Annotated in this window: 22 protein-coding genes; 4 read left to right on the top strand and 18 right to left on the bottom strand. The window is 36.7% G+C overall.

Translation table 11 applies throughout. The annotated features are described in order from the left end of the window. Window positions 1-22: 22 nt before the first annotated feature. Both R2Q77_RS16595 and R2Q77_RS16590 read left to right on the top strand, forming a co-directional pair. Window positions 23-394 (top strand): hypothetical protein, encoded by a 372-nt coding sequence (locus tag R2Q77_RS16595; protein WP_316804842.1) that lies wholly within the window; start codon window positions 23-25, stop codon window positions 392-394. Between the two features lie 15 nt (window positions 395-409). Beyond that, window positions 410-604 carry a YtxH domain-containing protein gene (locus R2Q77_RS16590; protein WP_199157610.1) on the top strand — a complete coding sequence of 65 codons (195 nt, stop codon included), beginning with the start codon at window positions 410-412 and terminating at the stop codon, window positions 602-604. Window positions 605-892: 288 nt separating this feature from the next. Here R2Q77_RS16590 and R2Q77_RS16585 read toward each other — a convergent pair whose 3' ends face one another. Then, window positions 893-1156 (bottom strand): hypothetical protein, encoded by a 264-nt coding sequence (locus R2Q77_RS16585; protein WP_316804841.1) that lies wholly within the window; start codon window positions 1154-1156, stop codon window positions 893-895. Window positions 1157-1367: 211 nt separating this feature from the next. Here R2Q77_RS16585 and R2Q77_RS16580 point away from each other — a divergent pair, with 211 nt between their 5' ends. Continuing rightward, the gene (locus R2Q77_RS16580) at window positions 1368-2030 is read left to right on the top strand and encodes a response regulator transcription factor (protein WP_316804840.1); all 663 of its coding nucleotides are present in this window, start codon (window positions 1368-1370) and stop codon (window positions 2028-2030) included. A gap of 29 nt (window positions 2031-2059) precedes the next feature. Next, a complete protein-coding gene (locus R2Q77_RS16575) occupies window positions 2060-2410 on the top strand; it encodes a response regulator (RefSeq protein ID WP_316804839.1) in 351 nt (116 codons plus the stop codon). A 3-nt stretch (window positions 2411-2413) separates the two neighbouring features. On the opposite strand, the gene R2Q77_RS16570 is transcribed toward R2Q77_RS16575, so the two are convergent. The 17 genes from R2Q77_RS16570 to R2Q77_RS16490 form a co-directional block, all read right to left on the bottom strand. Continuing rightward, window positions 2414-2662 carry a hypothetical protein gene (locus R2Q77_RS16570; protein ID WP_316804838.1) on the bottom strand — a complete coding sequence of 83 codons (249 nt, stop codon included), beginning with the start codon at window positions 2660-2662 and terminating at the stop codon, window positions 2414-2416. 123 nt (window positions 2663-2785) lie between these two features. Next, the gene (gene rpsJ / locus R2Q77_RS16565) at window positions 2786-3091 is read right to left on the bottom strand and encodes a 30S ribosomal protein S10 (RefSeq protein ID WP_008244591.1); all 306 of its coding nucleotides are present in this window, start codon (window positions 3089-3091) and stop codon (window positions 2786-2788) included. Between the two features lie 133 nt (window positions 3092-3224). Then, complete coding sequence (gene fusA / locus R2Q77_RS16560) at window positions 3225-5339, bottom strand: elongation factor G (protein WP_316804837.1); 2115 nt, start codon at window positions 5337-5339, stop codon at window positions 3225-3227. Window positions 5340-5462: 123 nt separating this feature from the next. After that, a complete protein-coding gene (rpsG, locus tag R2Q77_RS16555; protein WP_056097505.1) occupies window positions 5463-5930 on the bottom strand; it encodes a 30S ribosomal protein S7 in 468 nt (155 codons plus the stop codon). A gap of 17 nt (window positions 5931-5947) precedes the next feature. Then, a complete protein-coding gene (rpsL, locus tag R2Q77_RS16550; RefSeq protein WP_008244597.1) occupies window positions 5948-6361 on the bottom strand; it encodes a 30S ribosomal protein S12 in 414 nt (137 codons plus the stop codon). Window positions 6362-6724: 363 nt separating this feature from the next. Then, entirely contained in the window at window positions 6725-6895 is a 171-nt protein-coding gene (locus R2Q77_RS16545) for a hypothetical protein (RefSeq protein WP_316804836.1), read from the bottom strand. A 192-nt stretch (window positions 6896-7087) separates the two neighbouring features. Further along, the gene (locus R2Q77_RS16540; RefSeq protein WP_316804835.1) at window positions 7088-8116 is read right to left on the bottom strand and encodes a discoidin domain-containing protein; all 1029 of its coding nucleotides are present in this window, start codon (window positions 8114-8116) and stop codon (window positions 7088-7090) included. Between the two features lie 11 nt (window positions 8117-8127). After that, the gene (locus R2Q77_RS16535) at window positions 8128-9441 is read right to left on the bottom strand and encodes a DUF3472 domain-containing protein (RefSeq protein ID WP_316804834.1); all 1314 of its coding nucleotides are present in this window, start codon (window positions 9439-9441) and stop codon (window positions 8128-8130) included. A 10-nt stretch (window positions 9442-9451) separates the two neighbouring features. After that, a complete protein-coding gene (locus R2Q77_RS16530; protein ID WP_316804833.1) occupies window positions 9452-10954 on the bottom strand; it encodes a RagB/SusD family nutrient uptake outer membrane protein in 1503 nt (500 codons plus the stop codon). A gap of 12 nt (window positions 10955-10966) precedes the next feature. Then, complete coding sequence (locus tag R2Q77_RS16525) at window positions 10967-14167, bottom strand: TonB-dependent receptor (RefSeq protein ID WP_316804832.1); 3201 nt, start codon at window positions 14165-14167, stop codon at window positions 10967-10969. Between the two features lie 183 nt (window positions 14168-14350). Further along, window positions 14351-15436 (bottom strand): FecR family protein, encoded by a 1086-nt coding sequence (locus tag R2Q77_RS16520; RefSeq protein ID WP_316804831.1) that lies wholly within the window; start codon window positions 15434-15436, stop codon window positions 14351-14353. Window positions 15437-15520: 84 nt separating this feature from the next. Then, entirely contained in the window at window positions 15521-16069 is a 549-nt protein-coding gene (locus tag R2Q77_RS16515) for an RNA polymerase sigma factor (protein WP_316804830.1), read from the bottom strand. Window positions 16070-16341: 272 nt separating this feature from the next. After that, window positions 16342-16725, bottom strand: a complete 384-nt coding sequence (locus R2Q77_RS16510) for an MmpS family transport accessory protein (RefSeq protein WP_316804829.1) — start codon at window positions 16723-16725, stop codon at window positions 16342-16344. A 109-nt stretch (window positions 16726-16834) separates the two neighbouring features. Further along, window positions 16835-17056, bottom strand: a complete 222-nt coding sequence (locus R2Q77_RS16505) for a VF530 family protein (protein WP_316804828.1) — start codon at window positions 17054-17056, stop codon at window positions 16835-16837. Window positions 17057-17083: 27 nt separating this feature from the next. Continuing rightward, the gene (locus R2Q77_RS16500; RefSeq protein WP_316804827.1) at window positions 17084-17695 is read right to left on the bottom strand and encodes a class I SAM-dependent methyltransferase; all 612 of its coding nucleotides are present in this window, start codon (window positions 17693-17695) and stop codon (window positions 17084-17086) included. A 24-nt stretch (window positions 17696-17719) separates the two neighbouring features. Then, window positions 17720-18130 (bottom strand): RidA family protein, encoded by a 411-nt coding sequence (locus tag R2Q77_RS16495; protein ID WP_316804826.1) that lies wholly within the window; start codon window positions 18128-18130, stop codon window positions 17720-17722. A 124-nt stretch (window positions 18131-18254) separates the two neighbouring features. Then, on the bottom strand, window positions 18255-20516 hold the full coding sequence (locus R2Q77_RS16490) for a M1 family metallopeptidase (RefSeq protein WP_316804825.1): 2262 nt from the start codon (window positions 20514-20516) through the stop codon (window positions 18255-18257). Window positions 20517-20956: the final 440 nt, after the last annotated feature.

Below are 20956 nucleotides of genomic sequence, written 5' to 3'. Positions count from 1 at the left end.
TATTAGAATTTAACTTACTGCCATGAAAACGAGTATATATAATAAGGCTGAGCATACAGAAGGTTACGTAGGTAATAATGAAAAGCATGTTGAAAAAACTGATGTGCAAAAAGCTTACGAAAAAGGCAACGATACAAACGAAGTAACGAGTTACGGAAAGGATCCAATTGCCGAAAAAAATCAGAAAAACAAAGAAAATAAAAGTACGGCCAGAGATGGCTATGACAATACAGGTACGCAAGGAGCAGACTCTTTAAGTGATGACGCTTATAACAGTCCTGATAAACATCCTGATGTTGAAAGTGCTTCCAGCCATACCGGAAGTTCATCAGATGATTTTAAAAACTCAACGCATCAAAGAAGTGAAGATGACGTTCTAAATAGTGGAATTTAATTAAAAAATAAAATTATGAGCTTATTGAAATATGCCCTGTTGGGCGCAGCTGCAGTTTACGGTTTTAAATATGCAACCAAGAAAAGACCTGAAGACGGAAAATCAATGGTTGACGATTTTAAGGAAAACCTACCTTCTATTTTTGATAAAGCAAAAGCGTATGGAGAAAAGATAAAGCAAGACTACCAACAAACCTCCGGAATGTACTAAGTAGTTTTAAGAGTACTAATTTTGTCGTAGAATTGACATTTATCAAAGGTTTTGTTTTGAATTAATTGTATTATTCGGTTTAGTTTTTCAATTTTACTGCGTAATTAAGATTCGCGACGCACTGGTTAAACCCAATCATTATAACTAAAACTTATTAAGGACCTAACCCGTTTCTTAGTCAACACATTATAGTTGTTGAATCTTAAAACTGATTTTCATCTACCAGAAAATTCATTACGTAAATATAAAGGGATTACCATACGTTGTAATTCCTTTATATTTAACCTGTTAAATATTTTTCCCACGAACACCTTTTTCCTTATTCTTATTTCTCTTGCCGGGGTCAGTATCTTCAGCAAGACTAAGGTGGCTTAACTTTTGATTCACCTCTTCCGCTTCATAGTGGGCTGTTGATTTATCTTTTCTGCTAAATTCGGGCTCACTTATAACATGCCCGTAGGTTACCTCTCCCTTATCGTATTTAATTTTCTTTTTTTGCTGATCGGTTGATTTCAAATCTTTTTTGCCCTGATCATTTTTCTGAATATCCATAAAGATTTATAATTGGCTGTTTAGCTTATAACAGCGTTTATGTCAAAAGGTTTATCAATTGATTATTTATGCGGTACTCTTTACTTTAACAGGTCTATATAAGCAATTAATAACGTATTTATACGCTCATTTATAGTATTAACACGTTTAAGCAGGTGTTCATTTTTATCGATATTTGAAAATTACACATTAGGTTTAACAACCATTTAAATTGAAAACTTTAATAAAAGTCTTATTAGCTGACGATCACAACATTGTGCGAAATGGAATCATCTCTTTATTTGAGAAAGATGATACAAATATTAAAATAATTGCTGAGGCTGCAAATGGTCTTGAAGTTCTTGAACATTTAAAAGCTGGCATAAACCCGGATATTATAATTACGGATATTAATATGCCTGAAATGAAGGGTATAGAACTTATATCCATTATAAAATCTAATTATCCTAAAATAAAAATACTGGTATTAACCATACTTGATCAAGAAAGCTATGTACTTCAATCGCTGGAAGCAGGTGCTGATGGTTATTTACTAAAAACAGTTAATATTTCGGAAATTGTTTTTGCCATCAATCAAATTGTATCGGGTCATAAATATATATGCACCAATTTAACCATTCAGCTCCTCTCCAAATTAAAAGGAAAATTCAAAATAGGCGCTGCTCATTTAAAATCTGATGTAGAAATATCTAAACGTGAAGTAGAAATATTAACACTCATTGCTGAAGGTTACACTAATAGTGAAATAGCGGATAAATTATTTACCAGTAAACGAACTATTGAGGGCAACCGGCAGAATTTACTGGATAAAACCGGTAAGCGAAATACAGCTGCATTGATAAATTTTGTTGTTAGGAACGGAATTATAGACTAACAACTCAATTTTATAAGTGCTGATAACCTATGAAAAAAATACTGATTATAGATAACGATAGAAGCACTTTAGAAGTACTTGAACTAATTTTTAAGGAAGATTATGAAGTAAAAACTGTTGAGCACTCCATTTCTTTTTTTAAAGTAGTTAAAACGTTTAAACCCGATTTGGTTATCGTAGATTATTTACTGTCTGAAGCCAATACGGGTTATGATATTTGCGAGAAACTCGGCAGTAACATCAATACAAAACATATTCCCATAATTATATTTTCAGTAATGAACAACCTGGTATTGCCCCATCACCTTAAACATTGCTACTTCATACCAAAACCATTCGATTTGGATCATTTAACTACGCAGGTAGCCAAATTAATATAAGCTTTACTTAACCCCATCCTGTTGCGATACGCTGCCTTGCGGATCATCTGTATCGCTTTTATCAGAGCCATTATCATCACGATGTTTAGGTGGATGCTCCATGCGGCTTTCTTCAAGTTCAGAGAAATCTCCATCCTTTTGGTTTGCAGTTTCGCCATGCGATGACGGCTTTTCCTTTTGTTCGGCCTTTGGATCGGCAAAATCCTGCCCCTCAATAATAGCTTCTTTACTTTTTAAATCTTGCTTTTTCATCTTTATCGTATATAATGTTGAACACACAAACGGGCGTTTTGTTTACTAAAAAGAAAGGCGAAAGTTGGGGCATAAAAAAAGTCCTGATTTGCATCAGGACTTTTTTGTTTTTTTTAAAATCAATTAAACTTTGATTTCAACTTCAACACCGCTAGGTAATTCAAGTTTCATTAAAGCATCAACTGTTTTAGAGTTAGAGCTATAAATATCTAATAAGCGTTTGTAAGCGCACAATTGGAACTGCTCTCTAGCTTTTTTGTTTACGTGTGGAGAACGTAAAACAGTAAAGATTTTTTTCTCTGTAGGAAGTGGAATTGGTCCACTTACAACTGCACCCGTAGGTTTAACAGTTTTTACGATTTTCTCAGCAGATTTATCTACTAAGTTGTAATCGTAAGATTTTAATTTAATTCTGATTCTTTGGCTCATCTTATTTTTAATTGTGGTTTCCTGTTAGAGCTATTAACAACAGAAACCGGATTTATCTTTATAATCTGTCATGCTGAGCTTAGCGAAGCAGCTCATTAAAAAGATGCTTCACTAAGTTCGGGATAACAAAAAATTAGTCTTCAGATTTTACTCTACCTTTAGATTTAGCAATTACTTCATCCTGTACGTTTTTAGGCGCAGCTTCATAGTGGTCAAATTCCATTGTTGAAGTTGCACGACCTGAAGTGATTGTACGTAACTGAGTTACATAACCAAACATTTCAGAAAGAGGCACAGTTGCTTTAATTACCTGAGATCCGTTACGGGTATCCATACCTAATAACTGACCACGACGACGGTTCATATCACCGATAACATCACCCATGTTTTCTTCAGGGGTTAAGATTTCGATTTTCATGATTGGCTCCATCAAAGTAGGTTTACATTTAGGTAAAGCCTCACGATATGCCATACGAGCTGCAAGCTCAAATGATAAAGCATCTGAATCGACCGCGTGGAATGAACCATCGATCAAACGTACTTTCATATCAGGAAGTGGATAACCTGCTAATACACCATTGGCCATTGCTGATGCAAATCCTTTTTCTACTGAAGGGATAAATTCACGTGGAATTGAACCACCTGTAATTTCGTTTACGAATTGTAAACCACCTTTTTCGAAATCAGCATCAATTGGTGAGATAACTACTGAAATATCAGCAAATTTACCACGACCACCTGATTGTTTCTTGTATGTTTCACGGTGATTAGTTGTACCGAAAATGGCTTCTTTATAAGCTACTTGTGGCGCACCTTGATTAACCTCTACTTTAAACTCACGTTTTAAACGATCGATTAAGATATCTAAGTGAAGCTCACCCATACCAGAGATTACAGTTTGACCAGTTTCTTGGTCAGTTTGCACTCTGAATGTAGGATCTTCTTCAGCTAATTTAGATAAGCCCATACCCAATTTATCAACATCAGCCTGAGTTTTAGGCTCAATAGCTAAACCGATAACTGGCTCAGGGAAGTTCATTGATTCCAAAACGATTGGATTTTTCTCTTCACAAAGGGTATCTCCTGTTTTGATGTCTTTAAATCCAACTACTGCAGCAATATCACCAGCAGCCACATTCGGAACCGGGTTTTGCTTATTAGCATGCATTTGGAAGATACGAGAAATACGCTCTTTATTTTCTGAACGTGAATTATACACGTAAGAACCGGCTTCTAAGTTACCTGAGTAAACACGGATAAAACATAAACGACCTACGAAAGGATCGGTTGCAATTTTAAATGCTAAAGCTGCAAACGGCTCAGTAATGCTTGGTTTTAATAAAACCTCAGCACCAGTATCAGGGTTAGTACCCGTAACACCTTCGCTATCCATAGGAGAAGGCAGTAATTCCATCACATAATCCAACATGGTTTGAACACCTTTGTTTTTGAAAGATGAACCACAAACCATAGGAACAATTTTAGCATCTAATACAGCCGCACGTAAAGCATCTAAAACTTCACGCTCTGTAATTGTTTCAGGTGCATCGAAGAATTTCTCCATTAAAGACTCATCATAATCAGCAACTGATTCTAACAATTTCTCTCTCCACTCTGCAACTTCATCCAGCATATCTTCAGGGATAGGCACTTCAGTAAAGGTCATACCTTTATCATGCTCATTCCAAACAATACCACGGTTGTTAATTAAATCAACCACACCTTTAAATCCGTCTTCAGCACCGATAGGTAATTGCAATGGAACTGCATTACTACCTAACATATCTTTAACCTGCTTAACAACTTTTAAAAAGTCAGCACCAGAACGGTCCATTTTGTTAACGAAACCAATACGTGGTACACTGTAATTATTCGCTAAACGCCAGTTGGTTTCTGATTGAGGCTCAACACCATCAACAGCAGAAAACAAAAACACCAATCCGTCTAACACACGTAACGAACGGTTTACCTCTACGGTAAAATCCACGTGACCTGGTGTATCAATAACGTTAACATGATATTTTTGACCTCTGTAATTCCAATCAACAGTAGTTGCAGCAGAAGTGATGGTAATACCACGCTCTTGCTCTTGTGCCATCCAGTCCATTGTTGCAGCACCTTCGTGCACTTCACCAATTTTATGACTTACACCAGCATAATAAAGAATACGCTCTGTTGTTGTGGTTTTACCCGCATCAATGTGAGCAGCGATTCCGATATTTCTTGTAAATTTTAAATCTCTTGCCATTTTATGTTTTTGATTTTCTGACTTTAAATGATTACACCGATTATGTTAAAACAAATCGGTGTAATTTATCTAATCAGTATAATCTTCTAATTAAATCTGTGTAATCTTACTAATTTGCGGATATTAGAACCTGAAGTGAGAGAACGCTTTATTAGCCTCAGCCATTTTATGCGTATCTTCTTTCTTCTTAACAGCAGCACCTTCACCTTTAGCAGCAGCTACGATTTCGCCAGCTAATTTCTCTTTCATGGTTTTTTCACCACGACGACGAGCGTATAAAATTAACCATTTCATACCTAAAGCTGTTTTACGTTCTGGTCTAACCTCAGTTGGAACCTGGAAGTTAGCACCACCTACACGACGAGATTTAACCTCTACAGCAGGCATAATATTAGTTAAAGCACGTTTGAATATCTCTAATCCGTTTTCACCAGCTTTTTTCTCAGCGATTTCAACAGCATCATAAAAAATTGAATAAGCGATAGATTTTTTTCCATCGTACATCATATTGTTTACAAAACGAGTTACCTGAACATCATTAAATTTTGGATCAGGAAGAATAATTCTCTTTTTTGGTTTTGACTTTCTCATTTCTTATTTCCTCCCGATTATTTCTTTTTACCTTTTGTTGGCGCCGCAGCTACTTGTCCTGGTTTAGGACGTTTAGTACCATATTTAGAACGACGTTGGTTACGACCAGCTACACCTGATGTATCTAATGCACCACGGATAATGTGGTAACGTACACCTGGTAAATCTTTAACACGACCACCACGGATCAATACGATAGAGTGTTCCTGTAAGTTGTGACCTTCTCCAGGAATGTATGCATTCACCTCTTTACCGTTCGTTAAACGAACACGGGCTACTTTACGCATTGCTGAGTTTGGTTTTTTAGGGGTAGTGGTGTACACACGTGTACATACACCTCTTCGCTGTGGACAGCTGTCCAACGCTGGAGACTTACTCTTGAACTCCAGTGCTACTCTACCTTTTCTAACTAATTGTTGAATGGTTGGCATTGTGCTTTTTTATGTTTTTTATTAAAAAATTTACCGCTCCCCCGGCATCCTTGCAGATAGCCCATAAAACGGACTGCAAAAGTAGAACAATTCTTTTTAAAAATCAAGGGGTTAGCGTAAAAAGTTTTGAGTTGCGGCTTTTGAGTTTGGAGTTGAGGATTAATAACTTACAAATAATGGCCTGGGTAAATGCATTTATCTATCAGTACTGTTTATGTCATCTATCTATTAAACCTTAAGTACTGCTTTATTTTACTATTTAACACTAAAGGCAAAATTATCAGGAGAATTGAAGCATGATTTCCCTAAATAAAAAAACCCCGGTAAATACCGGGGTTTTCTGTTTTAATTTTTATTATTTAATTATGCTTTGGCAGCTTTTTTACCTTTGTGTTTATGGTGTTTTTTATGACCGGGTTTCTTAGTTGTTTTTTCTGTTTTGACTTTGGCAGGTGCCGTAGCTTCTTGTGCATTAACTGTTCCGAAAGTAAACGCTGCCAATAGGGCGATGGTTAAAACTTTAATTGCTTTCATTTTACTGTGGTGATTAGATAAAACCTTTTTGTTAATTACTTATCCTAAATCTCGTAATACAAAATGAAGATTGTATGAACATTTAACTGAAACCTAATATAGGATCAAAAGTTTATTATGCACCTTTCTTAAAATAATAATGGCTACCCATAATCAGGTAGCCACTATAAAATACCAAGAGAACAGGTTTCTTTATAGTTTCACGTAACCTTCGAAATTAGCCAGACAAGGGTATGGAGTGCCATCTAATAAGGTAATTTTAACATACCTGATTGGTGCAGCCGGAGAAACAGCAAATCTTTGTTCGGCTGTTGTTGCCGGATTAAAATTCCTATCATCGCCAAGCGCCGTAAAATTAGTTCCATCAGAACTGCCTGAGATTGAAAATTTAGTAAAACCTTGTTTTGGATCAGTATGTGCATTTAAACCAATATAGGTTAACGAGTTTGCCTTTTTCATATCTATAATAATCCAATGAGGATATGGACGCAATACTTCGTAATCTACCTGCCAAAATGATGGAGTACTTGTTGCCGTTGGACTTTTTGCCGAAATTACATCAACTACATAAGCGGCGAGATTAGTTTCATCACCGGGAAAATTTACTTCGCTTGATGCGGTTGCTGTCCAGCCTGTTTTGCTCAATGCCACATCTGTGATGGGTATCCTTTCCTGCAAACCTTTTACATTAAATTCTGCTAAAAAAGTAACCGAACCGGTTTGTGTTGCTGCTTTTTCTAATGCCGTTAACTTTATAAAGCGGATGTTCCTTGCCGGGTTAACCGCAAAAGATTGCTCTGTTATTAAAGCAGGATTAAATGTAAACTCACCGATACTTGCAAAAGTGCTTCCATCTGTACTTCCTTCAAGCTTAAACTTAGTAAAGCCTTTTACGCTATTTTGTCTCGCGGTTAAATTTACTTGTGTAACTACAATCTGCTTTTTCATATCAACAAGGAGCCAATGTGGAAATGGGGTTTGCCCGCCGGTATAATTTGTATGCCAAATGGTGTTTACATCACCATCTAAAACGGCTGTTGCAAGTCCTGTGTTTTCGCCGGTAAGCTGCTCGCTTGAAGTAGTTATTGTCCATTTAGATCGGTCAAGAATGGTTTCCTCTAAGTTGGTTGTTAATTCAGCACTTTTATCCTTTTTACAGGAACTGATTACTCCGCTTATAAAGAGTAAAAGCAATAAGACAGATAATTTTATAGTTTTCATTTAGATTTGAGTTAGTTGGTTGGCAAAGTTGTTAGGTTTACGGTAGGTGCTACACCGGTAGCGGTTCTGGTAAAATTGGTATTGTTTGGAACAAAATCATTAAAGAAGGCTCCATTTTGTAAATAAAACTTACCATCTTCAACGCCACCTTTAAAATCCATACGCTGTTGGGTAGATCCTGTTGGATCACAGGTAAATTTCGCTGTGGTAATTTCTGTCCAGGTTCCGGCAGTATTTCTAACCCACATATTGTTGTAAAGTGCTTTTCTTCCGGTATAACCTAAATCAACATTAAAGTTTTCGAGGAAAGAGTTTAAGCCGGCTGCATAAGTTGTGGTTGCTGGCCTTTTAAAAGTAGCCATATACTTCCAAACACCTAATTCGGGCGCATAAAACCACGATGAGTAAGTTGTATTGCCAGCGCCGTCGGGTTTTATCTGTGTTAAAAATTTATACGTATTTCCGGCCTTCCAGTTGTAAATTAAATAACTTTGACCGCCGGTACCTTCGCCCCCAAAATTACCATTAACCACATCTGCACCTTTACTGGTTAATACCGTTTTATCGCCCGAGTCAGCATCCCAAACAGAAAACAACACCCTGCGTTCAGTTGCAGAATTAACCTGGATACCAAAATAACCACCATTAAAACCATTAGACATGTAATAGGAGCCGATATTATCCTGTCCCGCCGGAACAGTAATTTCATTATACATCCATTCGCTATTTCCTGCCGGGTTGGTGTAGTTTAAATGTACTGACGGACCTCTTCTCGACCAGTAAAACTGATTATCGGTACTTACACTTGCGTATTGTAAATTACTTGCAGTAGCTGTACCACCAATCATCACATCCGATATTTCGGCAAAGGTTGTTCCTTCTTTACTTACCCCCTGCAAATCAACTTTCACATAACCTGCTGCAGAAACATCTATGGTTCCGGCCGGATATACTGTAGCAGTGGTACCGGTTAGTGTTACTTCAAAAGAAGTTCCGTTAACCGTTAATTTAACAACACTTTTTCCTGAAATTACGGTTCCTTTAATGGCCAGGTTTAATTTACCCGCCTGCCCTACTTTAAAATAAGTACTGATTACACTTGTTGTATTTTTCCAGTTAGAAATGGTTGCACCAATGCTCTCGGTTGCACCCGCAGCAGACTGCGTTACAAAACTATTTCCCTGCACAGGAATTGCAATATTGGTTTCAGCTACAACAGGAAATGGTTTATATGTATTTTCTTCTGTTTGTTGTCCGCTTTTCTTACAAGACACTAATAGCACGCCTAAACTAAGCATCACTAAGAAACTGTGTATATATTTCATGTTTTTACGTTTAAGGATTTTGAGTAAGGTTTTTATTATTGTCAATTTCATACTGCGGAACATAGAATATCACCCTTGCATCTGTAGGTAAAATGGTTTGGGTAATATTAGTTGTCGGCGTATTATTTAATGCATGTGTACCGGGATAATTACGGGTCATGGATCTATTATTCCTAAACAAATCGTAAGCCCGCTGCCCTTCAAATGCAAGCTCTAACCTGCGTTCTTCCAACACCACATCTAATGCTGTTTTTCCAGCGGAAGAAATTCCTGCGGCGGTTAGGGTTGGAATACCGGCACGTGTACGAATGATGTTTACATCATCTAACGCAAGTTGTGTATTGCCCAATTTAGCGTTTGCTTCGGCCTTATTAAGGTACATTTCTGCAAGACGCAAATAAACAGGCGAACTTAAATTAGCTATTCCTTCCTGCAGATTATATTTGACCACATAATACATAGGTACATTTGGTGCTATTTTGGTGTTGTATTGCAAAACGCCATTCACTTTGTAGGGTGCAATAAAGCTATGTCTTAAATCCGCCGGGTTTTTATCAAGTTCGGTTACATATTGTTGAGATGCATAAATTTCTCCGTAACCTGTGCTACCCTGCGGGCCTGGAGTTGCCAAACTGCCGGCTGTACCACTATAATACATAGAACCAATGGCACCAAAATTCTGATCTTCGGTTTTTGTATAGCGAATGGCAAAAATAGTTTCACTATTTGATTCAGGAATTTTGGTAAAATAACTTTGATAATCGGCCCCTTGCAATAATTTATACCTCCCTGATGCAATCACCAGGTCAGCATATTTAATTGCATTTGCATTATCGCCCATATTTAAATAAATGCGGGATAACAAAGCGTAAGCAACCTCTTTTGAGGCAAAAATATTGGCGTTTCTTGAATTCATTAAATCTGCAGCTCTCAATAAATCTGAAATTGCAGCATCGTAAACTTCTTTAACAGTATTTCTGGCTGGAGAATTTGGAACAACACCTTCTTTTAAAATTGGTACGCCAGGATTAGCGCCATTTCCCTGATTATATGGCCTGCCAAAAACACGAACCAGGTTAAACTCCATCATACCCTTTAAATAGAGGTTTTCTCCTTTTAATTGCTTTAAATCAGCAGAAGCCCCATCTGGTATTGCTGCAATAATATTATTGGCTGCAACTATAACATAGAAAGCCTGTTTCCAGAAATTTGCTCCATGTGTTCCGGTAGGAATATGGGTATAACGGTAGCATCTTGACAAATCATCAGATGATGGTTGTCCCTGTGCTACATTGTCTCCCTGAAATTCAGTTAAGAAATGCGCGCTCCTAACATAAGTTGCATTTCTTAATACCGCATAGGTACCAATCGTAGCGGTCGCAATATCGCCAGGGTTAGTTAAAGCTGAATTTGTATCAATAGCGGTTGATGGCTTTACTTCCTTTTTACAAGCTGTATTGCCGATAGCAAGCGTGCTTAACAGCACAAAAATTTTTATATATTTTAATTTCATTATAAATCCTCCTTATAAACTGATATTTACACCAAAAACTATTTTTCTGCTTAATGGGTATTTTAAGCTCGATAGTCCTGTAACCCGATCTGGATCCGGCGCAAGGTTAACTTCGGGATCTGCTCCCGAAAATTTAGTACCTGTCCACAAATTATCCCCGCTAACATAAACTCTGGCGCTTGCAATTTTAACTTTTGATAACCAGCTGGTCGGAATCTGATAACCCAATGTTACATTTCTTAAGCGTATATAGCTCCCGTCTTCCAGGTAACGCGATGATTGCTGATTAGAATCATGATTACCACCCAAAACAGGTTTTGGATGCGTAGCAACATCGCCAATTTTCTCCCATCTGCTCCAGCCAGATTTTAATACCATTGCATTATAACTTTCGTATAAGCCATCACTATCAAATAACACCCTGCTGCTGTTATAAATCTCATTGCCGTAAACAAAGTTGAAAAAAGCAGAAAGTGAAATTCCTTTGTAAGAAAATGTATTGGTTATACCGCCGGTAAATTTAGGAGTAGCCGACGTTCCGGTATATTGACGCGTTGCTTGTGCATACGTATTGGTTAAAGCTACGTGCGGAACACCATCTGCATCGGTAATGATCTTTTCCCATAAAGGATCTCCATTATTCGGATCTACACCTGCCCAGATTGGCATTTTCCAATCGTAAATATCATGTCCAATGGCTTTAGGTTGCGAACTGGTTAATGAAATTTCGTTTTTACCATCGTTTAAAGCTAAAATGGTGTTCTTGTTAAACGCCATATTTAAGTTGGTTTCCCACTGAAAATTTCCGGTAAAGTTTTTTGTGGTTAAACTAAATTCCAAGCCTCTGTTTTTTAAGGAACCAACATTCTGCCAGATGTAACTATAACCATCGGTTGACGGTAAATCTACCCTGAAAAGAAGTGCATTAGATCGTTTATCGTAAAGATCAACCGTAAGGTCAATCCGTTTAAAAAAACTTACATCTAAGCCTATATTGGTTGTTTTTTGTTTTTCCCATGTTAAATCAGGATTGCCTTTCTGGGAGGGTGCTGCCCCCGGAACGCCACCATAACTGGAACCAGAGCTGATACTGTATAATCCAAAAGATGGATAATCGCCTATTTCTGCATTCCCTGTTGTACCGTAACTGGCTCTTAACTTTAAAAATGATATGGCAGGTATTGATTTTAAGAAGTCTTCGTTAGACAATATCCATGAAGTACCCAGTTGGTAAAAATCACCGCCGCTTTGGTTTATGCCAAATCTTGATGAATTTTCATGTACAAATGAGGCTATGGCAAAATACTTACCAGCATAATTGTAATCTGCCTGCACCAAATATTTACTAAAATTATAATCGTTATCACCACCTGATGGCAAATTAATTATATCCGTAGCTGTCGACATAAATGGACGTCCGGCTGGTAGGTTTTTACCGCTAAAGCCAGATGCTTCACTATGCGATTTTTCGGCTTCGCCCACAGCCAACACAGTAAGGTCGTGCAAACCAAAGTTTTTTTGGTATTTAAGTCTGTTTGAGGTTAATAATCTATTTGAATAATTAGTCGAATTGTATAAATCTCCGTTATCTGCACCTCCTTGTTTGGTTCTTTTATCGTAATACTCTTTGTAAAAATCGTTAAAGAAGTTGGTTCGGTTGTAAGATGAAAAAGTTATGTTTTTAGTAATGTAATAATCAAAATTAACATCACCGTTTACATTCAAGCTTCTTCCATTGGAAAAATTATATTGAATAGAATGCAGAAAGTTCTCTACATCTCTTCCCAGCCAGTTTGGGGTATTTCTTGGATCGGTAGGCGTACCATCGGTATTAAACGCCGGATCGTATGGTAAATTTAGGTAAGCATCGCTTAAAGTATTGCTGTTATAATAATTATCTTTAGTATAAATAGTATTTAATAAAACGCTTAGCTTTAGTTTTTTGGTTATTTGCGTAGATAAATTTGCCCTCAAACCGTAAGCAGATTTATCATTTTCTACAACAGTACCATCCTCTTTGTAATATGTGCCCGAGATATAAAACTTTGATTTTTCTGTGCCTCCCGACGCTGAAAGTGCATAGTTTTGAGTTAAGCCGGTTTGGGTAGCCAAATCCCACCAATTGGTATTGGTTTTTAATACCGCAGGATTGGGATTCGTAAATGTTTTTTGGTAATCATAAAGTTGTTGAGTATCCATCAACTTAAATTTGCCTGTATTGGGATGGTTGAAGCCAACAGAAGCATTAAAATCGATTTTAGTTTCTCCGGCCTGCCCTGTTTTAGTGGTGATGATAATTACGCCACTACCTGCTCTTGAACCATAAAGTCCGGTTGCAGCCGCATCTTTTAAAATCGTTACAGATTCTACATCTGCAGGACTATAAGTTGCATTTGCGCTCCCGTAAGAGCCAACTATATTACCATCCACAACCACTAATGGAGAAGTGCCTCCATTTAAACTTCCAATTCCTCTTATGGTAACTTTAGGTGCTTCGGTTGGGTCTCCTGATGCTGTTGATACCACCACACCCGGTGCTTTACCCTGGATCATGGTCATTACATCATTAGCAACAATTCCTTTTAGTTTTTCGGCAGAAAGAACAGTTACTGAACTGGAAAGCTCACTTTGTTTTTTAGATGAATATCCTACTACAACCACATCAGATAAAGATTGATTATCTTCTTCGAGTTTGACATTTAAAATAGTTTGTTTTTGAACAGGAACTTCAACGGTTTTATAACCGATAGATTTAATAACAAGAATACCATCATCAGGTACATTAATTACAAAGTTACCTGCTCCATCGGTGGTGGTTCCAATACCCGGATTAGATTTTAAATAAACGGAGGCGCCTGGTACTGGTGCCGACTTATCTGTTACTTTTCCTTTAACAGTTATATCGCTTAAATTTTCGCCATTTAATGATAACATAACCATACCAGACGGTGTAGAACTGTACTTAATTTCTCCGCTAAAAATTTTATTTAATACCTCTTTTAAATCAGCATTGTTAACATTTAGATCAAGCCTCTTCTGGGTATTTAAATAGTTGGTACTATATACAAAGTGATACTTACTTTGCCTTTCTATAAGCTTTAAAACCTTGTCTATCCGTTCGTTTTTAACGTTTAAACTGATTTTTTCCTGAGAATAGAGTTTGGCAGTGACGTGTAGGGAGAAAAGTAAAACAAATGTAAAGGTTAACTTCATATATAAAAGTAGTTTTAATAGCCAGGCCTTATTCAGCCTTTTTTGGGGTAATAGTTTAATTGTCATATATTTGTTAATTGGTTACATAGCCAAGCATAGAAAGGCCAAGCCGTGCAAAGCAGCCATTTCTATATTAAAAATCAATTTTACAAGCCGGTTCGGTGTAGCAGCACCAACCGGTTTTTATTTTGATATTTCGATAATATTTTTCTTTATTTTATAGTTAAAATAGTTTACTCCCTGTAAGGCTTTTAAAACCTCCGTTACAGGTTCATCTTTTAATGTTGCAGTAAATTTATAATTCATCACCTCTTCATCTTCGAATACCAGTTCAACGCCGTATTCCCGTTCAAGCTTTTGTTGCAATTCAGCAAATGTTTCATCATTAATTTCGAAGCCGTTATTTATCCAGCCCGTTTCTACTACAGAATTTTTATTATTTAGGGATAGATGACTGACTAATATTTCATCAGGTGTTCCTGAAGATTGCTTTTGGCCATCTTTAATAGGTAGGTTGCTTAAAACAACGATTTTTTCATTGGGTTTAAGCACTATTTTTTGATTGTTTTTATTGTTAAAAGTCGCCTCAATTTTACCACTAATTAAAACGGCTTCTGTTTTACGTTCATCAGGATAGGCTTTAACATTAAAAACTGTTCCTAATACTCTAATATTCATTTTACTGGTGTGCACAATAAATGGAACGGCAGCATTATGGGCCACCTTAAAATAAGCTTCACCAATAAGATCGAGCTCTCTTGATTTTACATTGAAGCCTTTTCTTAGTACTACTTTACTATCAGCGTTTAATAAAATACTGGTTCCATCCGCTAATATTACTTTTTTACGTTGTGCTCTTTCTGTTTTAAATACATTTACAATTTGTTGCGAAACGACTTCTTCATGATTAACACGCTGAATTTTATAAATTATTAAGACTGATACAACAAGTACAATGAACGCTAAAAAAGCATACTTCAAAACTTTTAACCGTCCGCCTTTATCAACATACATGGTTTCAGGCTCGGCAATAGGTTCTCTGTTATAAAATTGTTTTTTGAAATTAGCCAGTTCTGTACTTACCGGTTTTTTATGGGCACCAAGATTGCCCAACATTTGTTTGGCAATATTTATTTCGATAGCTTTTTCAGGATATTCTATAATGTAGTTTTCCCAAAAGATTACATCCTCATTTACAGTTTTATAAAAATAGTTCTGAAAAGTTTCGTCCGCTAAAAAATCAACTGCAGTATATTGGTTGTGCTCCATTATTTTCACTTTATACACAATAGTGCAGCAACTCTTCTTTTTTCCTAAGAAAAACTTAATAATAATTTATCATTAAGTTTTTATTCAATAGTTCATCTCTTTCCGCAGGATTTTTAAGGCGTCGTAAATAGTGTTATAAGCTGTTTTTACAGTTAAAGATTTCAATTCAGCGATTTGAATATAGTTTTGATTTTCAAAGAATTTTAGCTGAATAAGTTCTGTTTGTGCCGGCGTTAATTTTTTGAGAGCATTTTTTAAGCGAGTGCGCATATCTTGCTCGGTTTGCACATGAACAATAAAATCTTCGTAAGAGAGCTCTTTAACATCAGCATCTTGTCCATCAATTGCTTTGCGACGTAATTCATCATGGTAATAATGCCTTGCTACTTTACGCTTAACATAACTGAGCAAATAAGATTTTACATTTTCCACTTGGGGCAATCGGTCTCTTTTATCCCAGATCTCCATGAATATTTCATTGACTAAATCTCTTGATAAATCGACATCGGCTGAATATCGGATTCCAAAATTAAGCAAATGATCAAAAAGCAATTCATACAGATCAAAAAGGGATTTCACATCTCCTGCCCTGATCCCTTCCCAATGTAATCCTAAATTTAATTTGCTTTCCATCTTTGATCTGCTTTAACAAAGAATATTTTCATCAAGTGTGTTTCTCTGCAATAGATGGCACCAAATTATAAAAGAAAATGAATAAAACAGAAAACGCAACCTCTGTTTTATAATAATTAAATATTTATTTAAAAAAAGCGCAAAAAAAATCCCTTAAACTTAAATTAAGGGATTTTTTATCTCAACAATAGCGAGATAAAATAATATTATCAATAAATCATTCAATTTCCATAAGAAAACGGAAGCTTCAGATGCAGATTAATCGTTTTTAATTAAGGCAAATAAAAATCTAAACCAAATATCACCTTTTTATTTGTTAGAATTTGCTCGCTAATTACTTTACCATCTACCAACACTTTAAATTCTCCCCTTGCCTTATTGCCTTTTGCAGTAGCCTTAATATGCCCATTGCTGCCTGGTTTCATCATAATTGTTTTTTCCCACTGCCCCCTAATGCCTTTTAATTTTTGTCTTTTCCCATTTTCATCAAGGTAAGAAATTTTTGCTGATGTATTTTCACCAAATAATGCCTGATAGGTTACGGCATAAGTTTCTTTTTGTGGTACATCAATTTTGCCCTTTTTTAAATAATGAATACTTAAAGAGCAGCTGCTCAACACAGTTATAAGCAATAAAACGGCTACAAGATTTTTCATTTAGATTGGTTTAAATAGTTTACAGCTTACAGACGATGCAGATAACCATTTGGTTGCAAGCGATTAAAAGATATTAAACGTTTATTTATCTGCATTAATAAGGCACAATTTATTTGAAGAAAGTATCCAGAAAAAGGTCCTCTACTTTTTTTCGTGCCCAGGGCATTCTCCTCAGAAACTTCAGGCTGGATTTTACACTTTGGTTGTTGTTAAAGCAATCAATCCGGATTAAAGCACCCAGCTTTTCCCAGCCATAATGTACTTGTAAATCCGTTACAATCTTTTCAAGTGTTATACCGTGTAAAGGATTATTTTTTTGTTCTTCAGCCATGAGGCAAAGTTAATTCAATTAATAAAATTATGAAGGATTATATTGCGCTAACCAAACGGCAGCCCTGTCACAATTTTCGTCGTTTACACCGGCCTCAAGAACAACAAATTTATTTTGCTCTAAAAGTGCTTTGTATTCGCGGGCATCTAAAGAAGCGTGAAACAGATTTTCGCCTCCATTTATTCCCCATGCTTCACCCAACGCTGTTCCGGAAGTAAACAGGAGCAAACCCTTTGGATTAATGTTATTTTTAAAAACATCAAACATTGCCCTTTGATCATCGGCAGGCAAGTGAAAGAAACTATCCCATGCTATAATTGCATCAAATTTCTCGTTTAATGAAAGTACACGCATATCCTGTTGTATAAAGGCAACCGAAGGGAAACTTTGAATTGCGATTTCGAGCATTTTCTGACTTGCATCTACACCAACAACCTTAAAGCCTGAATTAAATAAATATTCTAAAATTGGTTTCCCTGTTCCACAACCTAAATCAAGAATTTTGGCATCAACGGGTAAAAAGGAAATCAGTTTATCCAGGTAGGGCTTTTCCAGCAACCCTGTATACCGGTTTTCAGAAAACCAAGTGGCTATTTTATCATAAACTTCAAAAACATTCCTACGATTTCCTTTTTCCATTGTTATCGTTTTTATTCAAGTAATTTATTTAGCTACCGCAGTTGCATCAATTTCAATTAGCATTCCTGCCAAAGCTAACTTTTGCACCGGGATTAAAGTATTTACAGGAAAGTTTAAATCCGACCAGATCTTTGTCGACTCTTCAATTAATACCTGATGTTTTTCGTCATCGTAATCCACTACCAACGTGGTAAGTTTAGCAATATCCAGCAGGGTTAAGCCCTTGCTTTTAAGCGCTAAACCTAAATTATAAAAAGTTATTTGCACTTGGGTTCTAAAATCTTCACTCAATAGACCATCCAATTTACTGCCTCCCTGTCCGGCTACATAAACTAAAGTATGGCCCGGTAAAACTGTTGCAACGTGAGAATAAGCATGCGCGCGGGGATCATATATTCCTTCTGGATTTGAAATTTCAAAATTCGGATTTTTCATTTGATTTAATTTTAATAAAATCCGAAAGTAGAGTTTACATAGGATTAAAAAGTCGGTGCTGTGCCATAAAAAAAGTCCTGCACAAATAATTTATGCAGGACTTTTAAGATGATCAATAATTATACTATTTATCTTTTGTCAAAATGTAGGTTTCTCCTGCATCCGTAAGTTTCAACTCACCTTTGGCCGTATCAAATACAAGATCCACCCCTTGTTCTTCCATTACAAATTTATCGCCACTTACATAAGTTAGCGTTATAGGAGGTTGACTGCCTAAAGTAGCTACCAAACTTCCATCGGCTTTAGTAATAACAAGTTTGGCCGGGCTTTTTGCCATCGAATAAGTGCCTAGATAAGCATCAAGATTAGCAGGCGCAGCTACAGCCTTAGTTGTACCATCTGCAACCCAGGTATTGTTATCCGGATTTGAATCTGGTAAAACTTTATTTGGATCCAATGTTACTTCAACCACTTCTTCTGTTGTTGGATAGCGAACTGTCCATGTTCCGTTTTTCATCCAAACATCAACCGGAACTTTAACGATATCCGTTTTGCCACTCTTCGTTTTAACCTGAAGAATAATTGGCATTGGCATTTTTTCCAGGTTTAACACTTTAATGTTGTAACTGCTTATCGCGCCATTGGTTTTAACCTCTTTAACATCAGCAATAGCCTGATCCATTTTCCAGTTGTTTATAAACCAGCTTCTCCAAAACCACGAAAGATCTTCGCCGGCACCATTTTCCATGGAGCGGAAAAAATCTATTGGCGTAGGGTGTTTAAAAGCCCAGTTTTTAATATATTGTTTAAAAGCGTAATCAAATCTATCTTCGCCCAAAATCTGGTCTCTTAGAATATTTAAGCCCCAGCCTGGTTTAGAGTATAAGTTTATGCCAATATTAGCTTCTGCCATACCATCAGGTATTTGCATAATATTATCATATTTTAAGTTACCGATAACCGACTTACCAACAGCGTTCATATTCACAATACGTGGTTTATATTCGCCATTGTTAAAGTTTTGGGCAGATATTCCATTAATAAAAGTGTTAAATCCTTCATCCATCCAACCATACTTACGTTCGTTTGATCCAACAATCATCGGGAACCAGGTGTGGCCAAATTCATGATCGATAACTCCCCAAGCAGAGCCTTTTTTAGCTTTCCAACCGCAAAAAACGATACCAGGGTATTCCATACCGCCAACAGAAGTGGCAACATTTACAGCCATTGGGTATGGATATTCGAACCATTTTGTTGAATAATGTTCTATAGTAGATTTTACATACTCTACACCCCTACCGTAAGAATCCATACCATTACTTTCTACCGGATGTGCCGAAACAGCCAAAGCTTTTTTACCACTTGGCAAGTTAATCCGGGCTGCATCTAACACAAAGGCTTTTGATGATGCCCATGCCGCATCACGGGCATTTAAAATTTTAAACTTCCAGGTTAGCTTGTCTTTAGCCGGTCGAGATTTTGGATCAGTAACCTCCGCCTCAGTACGGATATGTACGGTTGCATCGCTGTTTTTAGCAGCATTCCATCTTTGTAATTGCTCTGGTGTAAAAACTTCAGCAGGGTTTAATAATTCACCCGACCCCATAACAATATGTGTTGCAGGTGCCGTAATGGCAAAGTTAATATCGCCATACTCGCAATAAAACTCGCCGCCACCCCAATAAGGCAGTGTATTCCAGCCAATCACATCATCATACACACACAGGCGGGGAAACCATTGTGCAATTGCATAAATTTCTCCGTTTTTTGTAGTTAAGTGGCTCGTGCGGTCCGATCCTTCTTTGGGAACAATATAAGAGTAATCCATTTTAACGGTTACAATATCTCCATTAGGTGCCAAAGGCTGAGCTAAACGAATCTGCATCCGCGTATCTTCTACTATTGAAGTAAATTTTACTGCACCAGCTTTTTGCGATACGCTGATATTTTCAATTTTATAACCTCCATCAAATTTTTCGCCCTGCGCTCCATACCGGCTACGTGCAGGTGTTATGGCATATCCACGTGATGTTTCCTTAAAAGTGTTTTGGTCTAACTGTAACCATAAATAAGGAAGTTTATCAGGGCTGTTATTTTTATAGGTTATAGTCACCGTTCCGCTTACCATATTTTTGGTTTCATCTAAGCTGGCAGTGATATTATAATCTACACGGTTTTGCCAATATTTTGCTCCTGGGGCTCCATTTGCAGAACGAAATTCGTTTCCGTTTGATGTGTAAAATAATGGTCCAAAAGCATCGGCCGCATTGTAATTACTTACAGGCGCGGCAGGTTGAGAAGTGGTTTGTTGTGCAAACGCAGTTATGCTGATAAAAGCAAACGTCAGCGAAAGTGAGGTTCGTTTGAATATTTTTAAATTCATAATAAGGTTGTTATAGAATTGTAAATATAAACAATTAACGATTCCAGATACATTTATGGAAACAATGTTACGTTTAAGAAGATTATACAGTTTAAAAAAAGCTAAAATCTATTTTCCTACTTATAAGGTTAAGGGCTTAGCGGTAAGAAAATATGGAAAAGCTTTTTACTCTATTTAAATATTTTAGAAAAAAGCAACATTATTTTTCCGCTTGCCGCGGGGCTCTTTTCTTCTTTGGACAACCAAAGAAGAAAAACCGAGCATTTCTGCGAGCTCATTAATACAAATAAAAACATAAACAACTATTAATAGTTGCCGGCTCGCAATCTTTCTTTTAAAGTAACTACTAAGGCTTATTTAGTGCTTACCGAAACATTGACCATGCCGGTTTAAAAGCGTAACGGAAAGATGGGGGTTTAGCCTTGCTGGGTGCAAATTGC

Source organism: Pedobacter nototheniae, assembly GCF_032678625.1.
GTDB lineage: Bacteria > Bacteroidota > Bacteroidia > Sphingobacteriales > Sphingobacteriaceae > Pedobacter > Pedobacter nototheniae_A.
This window is presented reverse-complemented; position numbering and strand designations above follow the sequence as displayed.

Coding starts and splice junctions, on each gene's coding strand:
- R2Q77_RS16595 (WP_316804842.1), top strand. CDS start 23: ATGAAAACGAGTATATATAATAAGGCTGAGCATACAGAAGGTTACGTA.
- R2Q77_RS16590 (WP_199157610.1), top strand. CDS start 410: ATGAGCTTATTGAAATATGCCCTGTTGGGCGCAGCTGCAGTTTACGGT.
- R2Q77_RS16585 (WP_316804841.1), bottom strand. CDS start 1,156: ATGGATATTCAGAAAAATGATCAGGGCAAAAAAGATTTGAAATCAACC.
- R2Q77_RS16575 (WP_316804839.1), top strand. CDS start 2,060: ATGAAAAAAATACTGATTATAGATAACGATAGAAGCACTTTAGAAGTA.
- R2Q77_RS16570 (WP_316804838.1), bottom strand. CDS start 2,662: ATGAAAAAGCAAGATTTAAAAAGTAAAGAAGCTATTATTGAGGGGCAG.
- rpsJ (WP_008244591.1), bottom strand. CDS start 3,091: ATGAGCCAAAGAATCAGAATTAAATTAAAATCTTACGATTACAACTTA.
- fusA (WP_316804837.1), bottom strand. CDS start 5,339: ATGGCAAGAGATTTAAAATTTACAAGAAATATCGGAATCGCTGCTCAC.
- rpsG (WP_056097505.1), bottom strand. CDS start 5,930: ATGAGAAAGTCAAAACCAAAAAAGAGAATTATTCTTCCTGATCCAAAA.
- rpsL (WP_008244597.1), bottom strand. CDS start 6,361: ATGCCAACCATTCAACAATTAGTTAGAAAAGGTAGAGTAGCACTGGAG.
- R2Q77_RS16545 (WP_316804836.1), bottom strand. CDS start 6,895: ATGAAAGCAATTAAAGTTTTAACCATCGCCCTATTGGCAGCGTTTACT.
- R2Q77_RS16540 (WP_316804835.1), bottom strand. CDS start 8,116: ATGAAAACTATAAAATTATCTGTCTTATTGCTTTTACTCTTTATAAGC.
- R2Q77_RS16535 (WP_316804834.1), bottom strand. CDS start 9,441: ATGAAATATATACACAGTTTCTTAGTGATGCTTAGTTTAGGCGTGCTA.
- R2Q77_RS16530 (WP_316804833.1), bottom strand. CDS start 10,954: ATGAAATTAAAATATATAAAAATTTTTGTGCTGTTAAGCACGCTTGCT.
- R2Q77_RS16525 (WP_316804832.1), bottom strand. CDS start 14,167: ATGAAGTTAACCTTTACATTTGTTTTACTTTTCTCCCTACACGTCACT.
- R2Q77_RS16520 (WP_316804831.1), bottom strand. CDS start 15,436: ATGGAGCACAACCAATATACTGCAGTTGATTTTTTAGCGGACGAAACT.
- R2Q77_RS16515 (WP_316804830.1), bottom strand. CDS start 16,069: ATGGAAAGCAAATTAAATTTAGGATTACATTGGGAAGGGATCAGGGCA.
- R2Q77_RS16510 (WP_316804829.1), bottom strand. CDS start 16,725: ATGAAAAATCTTGTAGCCGTTTTATTGCTTATAACTGTGTTGAGCAGC.
- R2Q77_RS16505 (WP_316804828.1), bottom strand. CDS start 17,056: ATGGCTGAAGAACAAAAAAATAATCCTTTACACGGTATAACACTTGAA.
- R2Q77_RS16500 (WP_316804827.1), bottom strand. CDS start 17,695: ATGGAAAAAGGAAATCGTAGGAATGTTTTTGAAGTTTATGATAAAATA.
- R2Q77_RS16495 (WP_316804826.1), bottom strand. CDS start 18,130: ATGAAAAATCCGAATTTTGAAATTTCAAATCCAGAAGGAATATATGAT.
- R2Q77_RS16490 (WP_316804825.1), bottom strand. CDS start 20,516: ATGAATTTAAAAATATTCAAACGAACCTCACTTTCGCTGACGTTTGCT.